Below are 13,167 nucleotides of genomic sequence, written 5' to 3'. Positions count from 1 at the left end.
GTTTTAGGGAGTATTGCGCGTGAAGTGTAAGGCCAGCCGGAATGGACTGGCCAAGTTTTACTGTCAGCGTGGCCAGCGCTTGGGCAGCGCCGCCGCCAGCTCCAGTGCTTTGCGGTACTCGACATCAAGACGAGCGACCAACTGATCAACACTTGGCAGGTCATCGATTTCGCCGACACCCTGGCCTGCGGACCAAACGGTTTTCCAGGCCTTGGCTTCATCGCTTATAGGCTTGAGTTTGGAGCCGAAGTTCACCTCACCCTTGCCTTGCAGCGCTGCCATGTCGAAACCCGCAGCCTCAAGGCTCTGACGCATAAAGCTCGCCGGTACTCCCGACACCGCTGGAGTATGGACGATGTCCGCCGCTCTGGCAGTCAGCAGCATTTCTTTATAGGCGTCGGGCGCGTGGCTTTCGGTGGTGCCGATAAATCGCGTACCGAAGTAGGCCAGATCCGCGCCGAGCAATTGTGCCGCGAGAATCTCGTGGCCGTGGTTCAGGCAACCGGCCAGCAGCAGGGTCTTGTCGAAGAATTGGCGTATCTCGGCAATCAGCGAGAACGGGCTCCAGGTCCCGGCGTGTCCACCGGCGCCTGCTGCCACGGCGATCAAACCGTCGACCCCGGCCTCGGCGGCTTTCTCTGCATGACGACGAGTCGTCACGTCATGAAACACCAGACCACCATAGCTGTGCACGGCATCGACCAGTTCTTTCACGGCGCCGAGGCTGGTGATCACGATCGGCACTTTGTGCTCGATACAGATCTCCAGATCCGCTTGCAGCCGCGGGTTACTGTTGTGGACGATCAGGTTCACCGCAAAAGGCGCCGGATTCTCCAGTGTTGCCAACCCTGCTTCGATCTCTTCAAGCCAGGCCTTGAAGCCACTGCTCTCGCGCTGGTTCAGCGCGGGGAAGCTGCCCACCACGCCATTACGGCAGCAGGCGAGCACCAGTTGAGGGTTGGAGATCAGGAACATCGGCGCTGCCACCACAGGCAGGCGCAAACGTTGTTCGAGCAGAGCGGGCAGCGACATTGGAAGTACCCCGGTGAGTTGTGCTTATTGGAGTTAGAACGGCCGAACGACAACCAGAATTACAATAGCCAGCAATATCAGAACCGGCACTTCATTGAACCAGCGATAAAAGACATGGCTGCGGGTGTTCTCGCCACGGGCAAAACGTTTTACCTGGGCGCCGCACATGTGGTGGTAGCCGATCAGGATCACCACCAGCGTCAACTTCGCGTGAATCCAGGCACCTTGACTGAATATGCTGGGGTTCAAGGCGATCAGTGCAATGCCGAAAACCAGCGTGGCGATCATTGCCGGCCCCATGATGCCGCGGTACAGCTTGCGCTCCATAATGCTGAAGCGTTCTTTGCTGACAGTGTCTTCGCTTTGGGCGTGATAAACGAACAGGCGCGGCAGGTAGAACAGGCCGGCAAACCAGCAGACCATGCTGACGATGTGAAGCGCTTTGAGCCACAGATAAAGCATTTTTAGTTATTCCCAGGTTCACGGTAGCCCGAATAGTAGAGGGTTGAAGCTCCGCACGTCACCTTGCCGGTTGTCGCAAGACGATGCGGGCCCTATTATCGACGGCTTTCCAGTGGGTTCGTTGAGGGCAGGTTTATGGTCAAGGTCGGTATCGTCGGCGGCACGGGTTACACCGGTGTCGAACTGCTGCGTCTGTTGGCGCAGCATCCGCAAGCTGAAGTGGCAGTCATCACTTCCCGATCCGAGGCCGGTATGGCCGTGGCTGATATGTATCCGAACCTGCGCGGTCATTACGATGGCCTGGCATTCAGCGTTCCGGACATCAAAACGCTGGGCGCTTGTGACGTGGTGTTCTTCGCTACGCCTCACGGTGTTGCTCATGCGCTGGCCGGCGAGTTGCTGGCTGCCGGCACCAAGGTCATCGACCTGTCGGCGGACTTCCGTCTGCAGGACGCCGAAGAATGGGCCAAGTGGTACGGTCAGCCTCACGGTGCACCGGAACTGCTGGAAGAGGCGGTCTATGGCTTGCCGGAAGTCAATCGCGAGCAAATCAAGCAGGCTCGCCTGATCGCTGTGCCGGGTTGCTACCCGACGGCTACGCAATTGGGTTTCCTGCCATTGCTTGAAGCAGGTCTGGCCGATACCACCCGCTTGATCGCTGACTGCAAATCCGGCGTCAGTGGCGCTGGTCGTGGGGCTTCCGTCGGTTCGCTGTACGCCGAGACGTCGGAAAGCATGAAGGCTTACGCTGTCAAAGGGCACCGTCACTTGCCGGAAATTCGCCAGGGTCTGCGTCGCGCAGCGGGCAAGGATGTCGGTCTGACCTTCGTTCCGCACCTGACGCCAATGATTCGAGGCATCCACTCGACGCTCTACGCGACCGTCGTGGATCGCTCGGTGGATCTGCAGGCGCTGTTTGAAAAGCGTTATGCCAACGAACCGTTTGTCGATGTCATGCCGGCCGGCAGTCATCCGGAAACCCGCAGCGTGCGCGGTGCCAACGTTTGCCGTATTGCCGTGCATCGTCCGCAGGATGGTGATCTGGTGGTGGTGTTGTCGGTGATCGACAACCTGGTCAAAGGCGCGTCGGGTCAAGCGGTGCAGAACCTGAACATTCTGTTCGGTCTGGATGAGCGCTTGGGTCTGTCCCACGCAGGTATGCTGCCGTAAGGTTTATTCAGCCCAGCAAAAAGGCCCGTCTGACGGGCCTTTTTGCATTTCGGGCGGGCAAATGTGTTGATTGATATACCATAACAATAGTTGACCAATTTTGTAGGAGAAGCGGATAATGCGCGTCATCACGCATTATGGCGGCGTAACGCCGGGAGATAGTTAGCATGAGCGTCGAATCCTTCACCCCCACGGCTTTGCAATTCACCCACGGTGCCGCGCACAAGGTGAAGAGCCTGGTCGATGAAGAGGGGAATGATCGCTTGAAGCTGCGCGTATTCGTTACGGGCGGTGGTTGTTCAGGTTTTCAGTACGGCTTCACCTTCGATGAAGAAGTGGCCGATGACGACACCATTGTCGAACGCGAAGGTGTGAGTCTGGTGGTCGATCCGATGAGCTTCCAATACCTGGCAGGCGCCGAGGTGGATTATCAGGAAGGTCTGGAAGGTTCGCGTTTCGTGATCAAGAACCCGAACGCCAGCACCACGTGTGGCTGCGGCTCTTCGTTCTCGATCTGATCGCAATTCACCGCATCACCAAGCGCCGCATGGCCTCAGGGCTCTGCGGCGTTTTGCTGTCCGGGATTCGGTATGGATAGTCAGGCAGGGTAGATGGCGCCGAGTACGCGCAGGCCACGGGCGCCGGTGACGCTTGGGCGATTGGCAGCAATGCCTTCCAGGCAGCAATGGGCCAGCCAGGCGAAGGCCATCGCTTCGACCCAGTCCGGGTCTACACCGTAAGCCGCGGTGCTGCTGACCTTGGCATTCGGCAGCAAGCTGGCCAAGCGGTTCATCAGCGTAGCGTTGTGCGCGCCGCCGCCACAGACAAGCAGTTCCTGGGTGTCTGATTGGGCGTTTTGCAGTGACTCGACGATAGTCAGTGCGGTCAGTTCAAGCAGCGTTGCCTGCACGTCTTCGGTGGCGAAGGTCGGCAGCTGTGCCAGATGTTGTGTCAGCCATGGCAGGTTGAATACTTCGCGACCGGTGCTCTTGGGGCCTTTGGTCACGAAGAACGGATCGCTGAGCAATTCTTTCAAAAGAATCGGTTCGACCTTGCCGCTGGCAGCCCATTGGCCGTCGCGATCAAAGTTGTCGCCGCGTTGCTTGTGAATCCACGCATCTTGCAGGACATTGCCCGGGCCACAGTCGAAACCCGCAACAGGCTTGCCAGGTTCAATCAAACTCAGGTTGCTGAAACCGCCAACGTTCAATACCGCACGATTGCCAGGCTGTTCTTCGAACAACGCTTCGTGAAAGGCTGGAACCAGGGGCGCGCCTTGCCCTCCGGCTGCCACATCGCGGCTACGGAAGTCGCTGACCACGGTGATGCCGCTCAACTCCGTCAGTAGGGCAGGGTTGCCGATTTGCACCGTGAAACCGCGCGCGGGTTCGTGGCGGATGGTCTGGCCGTGGCTGCCGATTGCACGAATGTCTTCCGGCTTCAGGTTTTGTTGATCAAGGAGAGTATGAATGCCCTGTGCTGCCAGCTTCACCCAGTTCTGCTGGGCAATGGCAGAGCGGGCAATCTCATCCGGGCCGCTGGCGCACAAGCCGAGCAGCTCGGTGCGCAGGGAATCAGGCATGGGAATGTAGTGCGTGGCGATCAGTTTGATCGCCGGGGTCAGCTCGACCAGCGCAATATCCAGGCCATCGAGGCTGGTCCCGGACATCACACCTATGTAGAGCGTCATGGCTTATCGCTTGCTCGAAGCGAGCTGCGTGGACTTCTCTTGATCCATACGCGCCATCAGCGGTTGGCTCTGCGCGAGGAAACGTGCGCGTTCAGCTTTGGAGATTGGGTCGGCCATCGCCACCTTCTGGCCCAGTGGGTCGACGTGTACGCCATTGACCTGGAATTCATAGTGCAAGTGAGGGCCGGTGGAAAGCCCGGTTGTGCCGATGTAACCGATCACCTGGCCCTGCTTGACGCTACCGCCAGTCTTGACGCCCTTGGCAAAGCCCTGCATGTGGCCATACAGCGTACGGTAGGTATTGCCGTGCTGGATTATCACGGTGTTGCCGTAGCCACCGCGGCGTCCGGCCAACAACACTTTGCCGTCACCGGCTGCCTTGATTGGGGTGCCACGCGGCGCTGCATAGTCGACGCCTTTGTGGGCGCGGATCTTGTTCAGGATTGGGTGCTTGCGGCCCATGGAGAATTTCGAACTGATGCGTGCAAAGTCCACCGGCGTGCGGATAAACGCCTTGCGCATACTGTTGCCGTCAGCGGTGTAGTAGCTGCTGTTGCCTTGTTTATTGATGTAACGCACGGCGGTGTAGGTCTTGCCGCGGTTGGTGAAGCGCGCGGAAAGGATCGGGCCATTGCCGACGGCCTTGCCGTTGACGACTTTCTGTTCGTAGATGACATCGAACTCGTCACCCTGGCGAATATCCTGGGCGAAGTCGACGTCATAGCCAAACACGCTGGCCATGTCCATGGTCAGGCTGTGGGACAGGCCGGCCCGTGCAGCGGATTGCGACAGCGAACTGTTGATCACGCCATGAACGTAGGCGGAGCGCACGGTAGGCTTGGCGGTAATGCGGTTGAACGCATAACCCTTGTCATTCTTGGTCAGGGTGATGCTTTCGACGTCGCTGACCTTGCTGTGCAAGTTGGTCAACTGGCCATCGGGGCTCAGTTCGAATTCAAGTTTCTGGCCATGTTTGAGTTGGCTGAACTGCTTGGCCTGTTTGTCGCTGGTCAGCACTTCATGCACCGAAGTTGCTGGAAGACCGACTTTCTCGAACAGTGTGGAGAGCGTATCGCCTTTAGAAACGATCACTTCCCGGTGGTTTGGAGATTTTTTTTCTTCGATTACAGGGACGGGCGTGGGGGCGGGCGCCGGTGCGGCCTGAGCGGTTTCCTGGGGTTCTTCAGTGCTGTTTTCGATCTGCGCGAAAGGGGAGGCTGCTGGCTCATTTGTGGCCTGGACGGCCTCGGCAGCGTCTTGATCTTGTGTCAGTTGTTCAGCAGGGCTTTCCAGTTCAAGACTCAGGGTTGTCTTTTTGGCTTCAACATCACTGGAAGGGAATACCAGAAGCGCCAGGCTCAGCAGGGCGGCGATGCCACTTGCTGCGAGCAGGTGGGTCTTCGGGTAAAGCGGCGGCGCTTTAGACGATTCTTTGGTCATAGGTAATTTTGACTTTGAAAAAAGATGAATTGGAAAAGATGAATGACATGATGAAGATGAAATAACTGTATAAAATATAACCAAATCATCTCTGAAGCAAGTCCGCGAACGTTCTGTTCGTGGATTGGCGTCCGTGCGCCGGGCAGAACTTGTATTTGACGCGCGATCTTGTATGGTTGGTTCCCTTTGAATTCGAGCCTTGCGGGTCTGTTATGAAGTCGGTTGAAGAGCAGCTAGCGCTGATCAAACGTGGTGCGGAAGAACTGTTGGTCGAGTCCGAACTGATCGAAAAGCTCAAGCGTGGCCAGCCGCTACGTATCAAGGCAGGCTTCGATCCGACCGCGCCGGATTTGCACCTGGGTCATACCGTGCTTATTAATAAGCTGCGTCAGTTCCAGGAACTGGGCCACCAGGTCATCTTCCTTATAGGTGACTTCACCGGGATGATCGGTGATCCGAGCGGCAAGAGTGCAACACGTCCTCCGCTTACCCGTGAGCAGGTTCTCGAGAATGCCGAGACCTACAAGACCCAAGTCTTCAAGATTCTTGATCCGGCGAAAACTGAAGTTGCGTTCAACTCCACCTGGATGGATCAGATGGGGCCTGCAGACTTCATTCGTCTGACCTCCCAGTACACCGTGGCTCGCATGCTCGAGCGCGACGACTTCTACAAGCGCTACACAACCAATCAGCCAATCGCCATTCACGAGTTTCTCTATCCGCTGGTTCAGGGCTATGACTCGGTCGCTTTGCGTGCGGATGTCGAGCTGGGCGGTACCGATCAGAAGTTCAACCTGTTGATGGGGCGTGAACTGCAGCGTGGATATGGCCAGGAGGCTCAGTGCATTTTGACCATGCCGCTGCTCGAAGGTCTGGATGGTGTGAAGAAGATGTCCAAGTCCTTGGGCAACTACGTGGGTATTCAGGAAGCGCCGGGTGTGATGTACGGCAAATTGGTTTCCATTCCGGATGCGCTGATGTGGCGGTACTTCGAGTTGCTCAGCTTCCGCTCCATGGATGAGATCAATGCGTTCCGTGTGGATGTTGAGGCGGGCGCAAATCCGCGCGACATCAAGATCAAGTTGGCTGAAGAGATCGTCGCGCGTTTCCATGGTGAGGAGGCTGCGGCCAATGCTCACCGTGCGGCGGGTAACCGTATGAAGGAAGGCGAGTTGCCGGATGATCTTCCAGAGATCGAATTGACGGCTGCCGAGGATATGCCGATTGCAGCCGTCCTTAATAAAGCAGGGCTGGTGAAGAACTCGGCTGTCGCGCGCGACCTTCTGGGTTCGGGAGGTGTGCGTATAGATGGTGAGGTTGTTGACCGCACCTTTATATACGCACTGGGTGCTACCCATGTTTGCCAGGCGGGGAAGAAGGCATTTGCACGTATTACGCTCAAATCCGAATAAAGCTGAAATAAGGGGTTGACGGCAGATTCTGGAAGTCTATAATTCGCCCCACTTCCGGCGCAGTCGAAACGGAAAACTCCTTGGTAAACAATGAGTTACGCAGTTTTCGGCAGCGGGTTGCTTCAGGTCATCGAAGCCCAGAAGGAGTTGAGAGAGCGGGGTTGTGTGGCTCTTTTAACGGTTCGATCTTCTCGGTCGAAAGCGGTGTAAAAGAGGTGTTGACAGCAGCGAGTAACGCTGTAGAATTCGCCTCCCGCTAACGAGAGATCGGAAGCGCAAGTGGTTGAAGTTACAAAGGAAACTTTGAAAACTTCTGAAAATAATCGCTTGACAGCAACAGAGGCTGCTGTAGAATGCGCGCCTCGGTTGAGACGAAAGATCTTAACCAACCGCTCTTTAACAACTGAATCAAGCAATTCGTGTGGGTGCTTGTGGAGTCAGACTGATAGTCAACAAGATTATCAGCATCACAAGTTACTCCGCGAGAAATCAAAGATGTAACCAACGATTGCTGAGCCAAGTTTAGGGTTTCTTAAAAACCCAAAGATGTTTGAACTGAAGAGTTTGATCATGGCTCAGATTGAACGCTGGCGGCAGGCCTAACACATGCAAGTCGAGCGGCAGCACGGGTACTTGTACCTGGTGGCGAGCGGCGGACGGGTGAGTAATGCCTAGGAATCTGCCTGGTAGTGGGGGATAACGCTCGGAAACGGACGCTAATACCGCATACGTCCTACGGGAGAAAGCAGGGGACCTTCGGGCCTTGCGCTATCAGATGAGCCTAGGTCGGATTAGCTAGTTGGTGAGGTAATGGCTCACCAAGGCGACGATCCGTAACTGGTCTGAGAGGATGATCAGTCACACTGGAACTGAGACACGGTCCAGACTCCTACGGGAGGCAGCAGTGGGGAATATTGGACAATGGGCGAAAGCCTGATCCAGCCATGCCGCGTGTGTGAAGAAGGTCTTCGGATTGTAAAGCACTTTAAGTTGGGAGGAAGGGCAGTAAATTAATACTTTGCTGTTTTGACGTTACCGACAGAATAAGCACCGGCTAACTCTGTGCCAGCAGCCGCGGTAATACAGAGGGTGCAAGCGTTAATCGGAATTACTGGGCGTAAAGCGCGCGTAGGTGGTTCGTTAAGTTGGATGTGAAATCCCCGGGCTCAACCTGGGAACTGCATTCAAAACTGTCGAGCTAGAGTATGGTAGAGGGTGGTGGAATTTCCTGTGTAGCGGTGAAATGCGTAGATATAGGAAGGAACACCAGTGGCGAAGGCGACCACCTGGACTGATACTGACACTGAGGTGCGAAAGCGTGGGGAGCAAACAGGATTAGATACCCTGGTAGTCCACGCCGTAAACGATGTCAACTAGCCGTTGGGAGCCTTGAGCTCTTAGTGGCGCAGCTAACGCATTAAGTTGACCGCCTGGGGAGTACGGCCGCAAGGTTAAAACTCAAATGAATTGACGGGGGCCCGCACAAGCGGTGGAGCATGTGGTTTAATTCGAAGCAACGCGAAGAACCTTACCAGGCCTTGACATCCAATGAACTTTCCAGAGATGGATTGGTGCCTTCGGGAACATTGAGACAGGTGCTGCATGGCTGTCGTCAGCTCGTGTCGTGAGATGTTGGGTTAAGTCCCGTAACGAGCGCAACCCTTGTCCTTAGTTACCAGCACGTCATGGTGGGCACTCTAAGGAGACTGCCGGTGACAAACCGGAGGAAGGTGGGGATGACGTCAAGTCATCATGGCCCTTACGGCCTGGGCTACACACGTGCTACAATGGTCGGTACAGAGGGTTGCCAAGCCGCGAGGTGGAGCTAATCCCAGAAAACCGATCGTAGTCCGGATCGCAGTCTGCAACTCGACTGCGTGAAGTCGGAATCGCTAGTAATCGCGAATCAGAATGTCGCGGTGAATACGTTCCCGGGCCTTGTACACACCGCCCGTCACACCATGGGAGTGGGTTGCACCAGAAGTAGCTAGTCTAACCTTCGGGAGGACGGTTACCACGGTGTGATTCATGACTGGGGTGAAGTCGTAACAAGGTAGCCGTAGGGGAACCTGCGGCTGGATCACCTCCTTAATCGACGACATCAGCTGCTCCATAAGCTCCCACACGAATTGCTTGATTCATTGAAGAAGACGATAAAGAAGCAGCCCTGACGGGTTGTAGCTTGGTTGGTTAGAGCGCACCCCATGCTTTGTGGTAGAGAGCAGGGTGAGGTCGGCCTTATAGCTCGAAATTGGGTCTGTAGCTCAGTTGGTTAGAGCGCACCCCTGATAAGGGTGAGGTCGGCAGTTCGAATCTGCCCAGACCCACCAATTTTGTGTGGGAAACGCCTGTAGAAATACGGGGCCATAGCTCAGCTGGGAGAGCGCCTGCCTTGCACGCAGGAGGTCAACGGTTCGATCCCGTTTGGCTCCACCACTAACTGCTTCTGTTTGTTGAAAGCTTAGAAATGAGCATTCCATCGTGATGATGGTGAATGTTGATTTCTAGTCTTTGGCTAGATCGTTCTTTAAAAATTTGGGTATGTGATAGAAAGATAGACTGGACGTTACTTTCACTGGTAACGGATCAGGCTAAGGTAAAATTTGTGAGTTGCTCTTAATGAGTAAGAATGCGAATTTTCGGCGAATGTCGTCTTCACAGTATAACCAGATTGCTTGGGGTTATATGGTCAAGTGAAGAAGCGCATACGGTGGATGCCTTGGCAGTCAGAGGCGATGAAAGACGTGGTAGCCTGCGAAAAGCTTCGGGGAGTCGGCAAACAGACTTTGATCCGGAGATGTCTGAATGGGGGAACCCAGCCATCATAAGATGGTTATCTTAAGCTGAATACATAGGCTTAAGAGGCGAACCAGGGGAACTGAAACATCTAAGTACCCTGAGGAAAAGAAATCAACCGAGATTCCCTTAGTAGTGGCGAGCGAACGGGGACTAGCCCTTAAGTGGCTTTGAGATTAGCGGAACGTTCTGGAAAGTACGGCCATAGTGGGTGATAGCCCTGTACGCGAAAATCTCTTAGTCATGAAATCGAGTAGGACGGAGCACGAGAAACTTTGTCTGAATATGGGGGGACCATCCTCCAAGGCTAAATACTACTGACTGACCGATAGTGAACTAGTACCGTGAGGGAAAGGCGAAAAGAACCCCGGAGAGGGGAGTGAAATAGATCCTGAAACCGTATGCGTACAAGCAGTGGGAGCCCACTTTGTTGGGTGACTGCGTACCTTTTGTATAATGGGTCAGCGACTTATTTTCAGTGGCGAGCTTAACCGAATAGGGGAGGCGTAGCGAAAGCGAGTCTTAATAGGGCGTCTAGTCGCTGGGAATAGACCCGAAACCGGGCGATCTATCCATGGGCAGGTTGAAGGTTGGGTAACACTAACTGGAGGACCGAACCGACTACCGTTGAAAAGTTAGCGGATGACCTGTGGATCGGAGTGAAAGGCTAATCAAGCTCGGAGATAGCTGGTTCTCCTCGAAAGCTATTTAGGTAGCGCCTCATGTATCACTGTAGGGGGTAGAGCACTGTTTCGGCTAGGGGGTCATCCCGACTTACCAAACCGATGCAAACTCCGAATACCTACAAGTGCCGAGCATGGGAGACACACGGCGGGTGCTAACGTCCGTCGTGAAAAGGGAAACAACCCAGACCGTCAGCTAAGGTCCCAAAGTTATGGTTAAGTGGGAAACGATGTGGGAAGGCTTAGACAGCTAGGAGGTTGGCTTAGAAGCAGCCACCCTTTAAAGAAAGCGTAATAGCTCACTAGTCGAGTCGGCCTGCGCGGAAGATGTAACGGGGCTCAAACCATACACCGAAGCTACGGGTATCACTTAGGTGATGCGGTAGAGGAGCGTTCTGTAAGCCTGTGAAGGTGAGTTGAGAAGCTTGCTGGAGGTATCAGAAGTGCGAATGCTGACATGAGTAACGACAATGGGTGTGAAAAACACCCACGCCGAAAGACCAAGGTTTCCTGCGCAACGTTAATCGACGCAGGGTTAGTCGGTCCCTAAGGCGAGGCTGAAAAGCGTAGTCGATGGAAAACAGGTTAATATTCCTGTACTTCTGGTTATTGCGATGGAGGGACGGAGAAGGCTAGGCCAGCTTGGCGTTGGTTGTCCAAGTTTAAGGTGGTAGGCTGGAATCTTAGGTAAATCCGGGATTCTAAGGCCGAGAGCTGATGACGAGTTACCCTTTGGGTGACGAAGTGGTTGATGCCATGCTTCCAAGAAAAGCTTCTAAGCTTCAGGTAACCAGGAACCGTACCCCAAACCGACACAGGTGGTTGGGTAGAGAATACCAAGGCGCTTGAGAGAACTCGGGTGAAGGAACTAGGCAAAATGGCACCGTAACTTCGGGAGAAGGTGCGCCGGTGAGGGTGAAGCATTTACTGCGTAAGCCCATGCCGGTCGAAGATACCAGGCCGCTGCGACTGTTTATTAAAAACACAGCACTCTGCAAACACGAAAGTGGACGTATAGGGTGTGACGCCTGCCCGGTGCCGGAAGGTTAATTGATGGGGTTAGCTAACGCGAAGCTCTTGATCGAAGCCCCGGTAAACGGCGGCCGTAACTATAACGGTCCTAAGGTAGCGAAATTCCTTGTCGGGTAAGTTCCGACCTGCACGAATGGCGTAACGATGGCGGCGCTGTCTCCACCCGAGACTCAGTGAAATTGAAATCGCTGTGAAGATGCAGTGTATCCGCGGCTAGACGGAAAGACCCCGTGAACCTTTACTATAGCTTTGCACTGGACTTTGAATTTGCTTGTGTAGGATAGGTGGGAGGCTTTGAAGCGTGGACGCCAGTTCGCGTGGAGCCAACCTTGAAATACCACCCTGGCAACTTTGAGGTTCTAACTCAGGTCCGTTATCCGGATCGAGGACAGTGTATGGTGGGTAGTTTGACTGGGGCGGTCTCCTCCTAAAGAGTAACGGAGGAGTACGAAGGTGCGCTCAGACCGGTCGGAAATCGGTCGTAGAGTATAAAGGCAAAAGCGCGCTTGACTGCGAGACAGACACGTCGAGCAGGTACGAAAGTAGGTCTTAGTGATCCGGTGGTTCTGTATGGAAGGGCCATCGCTCAACGGATAAAAGGTACTCCGGGGATAACAGGCTGATACCGCCCAAGAGTTCATATCGACGGCGGTGTTTGGCACCTCGATGTCGGCTCATCACATCCTGGGGCTGAAGCCGGTCCCAAGGGTATGGCTGTTCGCCATTTAAAGTGGTACGCGAGCTGGGTTTAGAACGTCGTGAGACAGTTCGGTCCCTATCTGCCGTGGACGTTTGAGATTTGAGAGGGGCTGCTCCTAGTACGAGAGGACCGGAGTGGACGAACCTCTGGTGTTCCGGTTGTCACGCCAGTGGCATTGCCGGGTAGCTATGTTCGGAATAGATAACCGCTGAAAGCATCTAAGCGGGAAACTAGCCTCAAGATGAGATCTCACTGGGACCTTGAGTCCCCTGAAGGGCCGTCGAAGACTACGACGTTGATAGGTTGGGTGTGTAAGCGCTGTGAGGCGTTGAGCTAACCAATACTAATTGCCCGTGAGGCTTGACCATATAACACCCAAGCAATTTGTGAACTCGAAAGAGGCCAGATTGCGGTGTGTGAAGACGACACCAGTCGAAAATTCGCAAGGCAACACACAAATCTATCGCCTACCCATTCGCTGGAGCGTGAACCTGAAAAGGCCCACGACCTGGCTACCGAATTTCTTGACGACCATAGAGCATTGGAACCACCTGATCCCATCCCGAACTCAGCAGTGAAACGATGCATCGCCGATGGTAGTGTGGGGTTTCCCCATGTGAGAGTAGGTCATCGTCAAGATTAAATTCCGAAACCCCTATCTGCGTATGCAGGTAGGGGTTTTGTTTTGTCCGCAGGAAAGTTCTCACAGCAATACCGGACGGCTCCCGGCTGTCACAGTCTCCCGACAAT

The 13,167-nt window shown here is 54.7% G+C and carries 7 protein-coding genes, 2 tRNA genes and 3 rRNA genes; 8 read left to right on the top strand and 4 right to left on the bottom strand.

All coding sequences use genetic code 11. The annotated features are described in order from the left end of the window. Nucleotides 1–63: 63 nt before the first annotated feature. Both ACYZTX_RS26930 and hemJ read right to left on the bottom strand, forming a co-directional pair. Nucleotides 64–1,032, bottom strand: a complete 969-nt coding sequence (locus ACYZTX_RS26930) for an NAD(P)H-dependent flavin oxidoreductase (RefSeq protein WP_462036563.1) — start codon at nucleotides 1,030–1,032, stop codon at nucleotides 64–66. A gap of 33 nt (nucleotides 1,033–1,065) precedes the next feature. Then, entirely contained in the window at nucleotides 1,066–1,494 is a 429-nt protein-coding gene (gene hemJ / locus ACYZTX_RS26925) for a protoporphyrinogen oxidase HemJ (RefSeq protein ID WP_282481848.1), read from the bottom strand. A gap of 135 nt (nucleotides 1,495–1,629) precedes the next feature. On the opposite strand from hemJ, the gene argC reads away from it, so the two are divergent. Continuing rightward, nucleotides 1,630–2,664, top strand: coding sequence for an N-acetyl-gamma-glutamyl-phosphate reductase (gene argC / locus ACYZTX_RS26920; RefSeq protein ID WP_449646319.1), 1,035 nt, complete (start codon nucleotides 1,630–1,632; stop codon nucleotides 2,662–2,664). Between the two features lie 167 nt (nucleotides 2,665–2,831). Further along, nucleotides 2,832–3,182 carry an iron-sulfur cluster insertion protein ErpA gene (gene erpA / locus ACYZTX_RS26915; protein WP_007947969.1) on the top strand — a complete coding sequence of 117 codons (351 nt, stop codon included), beginning with the start codon at nucleotides 2,832–2,834 and terminating at the stop codon, nucleotides 3,180–3,182. Nucleotides 3,183–3,262: 80 nt separating this feature from the next. On the opposite strand, the gene ACYZTX_RS26910 is transcribed toward erpA, so the two are convergent. Next, nucleotides 3,263–4,354, bottom strand: a complete 1,092-nt coding sequence (locus ACYZTX_RS26910) for an anhydro-N-acetylmuramic acid kinase (protein WP_462036562.1) — start codon at nucleotides 4,352–4,354, stop codon at nucleotides 3,263–3,265. 3 nt (nucleotides 4,355–4,357) lie between these two features. Beyond that, nucleotides 4,358–5,794 (bottom strand): peptidoglycan DD-metalloendopeptidase family protein, encoded by a 1,437-nt coding sequence (locus ACYZTX_RS26905; RefSeq protein ID WP_462036561.1) that lies wholly within the window; start codon nucleotides 5,792–5,794, stop codon nucleotides 4,358–4,360. A gap of 212 nt (nucleotides 5,795–6,006) precedes the next feature. Between ACYZTX_RS26905 and tyrS the strand changes: the two genes are divergently transcribed. The 6 genes from tyrS to rrf all read left to right on the top strand — a co-directional run bounded on the left by tyrS (nucleotide 6,007) and on the right by rrf (nucleotide 13,056). Then, nucleotides 6,007–7,206: a tyrosine--tRNA ligase gene (gene tyrS, locus ACYZTX_RS26900; RefSeq protein WP_462037119.1), complete on the top strand. Its 1,200-nt coding sequence runs from the start codon at nucleotides 6,007–6,009 to the stop codon at nucleotides 7,204–7,206. Nucleotides 7,207–7,758: 552 nt separating this feature from the next. After that, nucleotides 7,759–9,297, top strand: a 16S ribosomal RNA gene (locus ACYZTX_RS26895). 162 nt (nucleotides 9,298–9,459) lie between these two features. Beyond that, nucleotides 9,460–9,536, top strand: a tRNA-Ile gene (locus tag ACYZTX_RS26890). A gap of 30 nt (nucleotides 9,537–9,566) precedes the next feature. After that, a tRNA-Ala gene (locus ACYZTX_RS26885) sits at nucleotides 9,567–9,642 on the top strand. Between the two features lie 251 nt (nucleotides 9,643–9,893). Next, nucleotides 9,894–12,785 (top strand): 23S ribosomal RNA (locus ACYZTX_RS26880). 155 nt (nucleotides 12,786–12,940) lie between these two features. After that, nucleotides 12,941–13,056, top strand: a 5S ribosomal RNA gene (gene rrf / locus ACYZTX_RS26875). The 16S, 23S and 5S rRNA genes sit together here with 2 tRNA genes alongside, the layout of an rRNA operon. Nucleotides 13,057–13,167: the final 111 nt, after the last annotated feature.

Source organism: Pseudomonas sp. MDT1-17, from assembly GCF_054898105.1.
This window is presented reverse-complemented; position numbering and strand designations above follow the sequence as displayed.

Bases quoted from the DNA above. Each gene is read 5' to 3' on its own strand.
- tyrS (WP_462037119.1), top strand. From the start codon at position 6,007: ATGAAGTCGGTTGAAGAGCAGCTAGCGCTGATCAAACGTGGTGCGGAA.
- ACYZTX_RS26910 (WP_462036562.1), bottom strand. From the start codon at position 4,354: ATGACGCTCTACATAGGTGTGATGTCCGGGACCAGCCTCGATGGCCTG.
- erpA (WP_007947969.1), top strand. From the start codon at position 2,832: ATGAGCGTCGAATCCTTCACCCCCACGGCTTTGCAATTCACCCACGGT.
- hemJ (WP_282481848.1), bottom strand. From the start codon at position 1,494: ATGCTTTATCTGTGGCTCAAAGCGCTTCACATCGTCAGCATGGTCTGC.
- ACYZTX_RS26905 (WP_462036561.1), bottom strand. From the start codon at position 5,794: ATGACCAAAGAATCGTCTAAAGCGCCGCCGCTTTACCCGAAGACCCAC.
- argC (WP_449646319.1), top strand. From the start codon at position 1,630: ATGGTCAAGGTCGGTATCGTCGGCGGCACGGGTTACACCGGTGTCGAA.
- ACYZTX_RS26930 (WP_462036563.1), bottom strand. From the start codon at position 1,032: ATGTCGCTGCCCGCTCTGCTCGAACAACGTTTGCGCCTGCCTGTGGTG.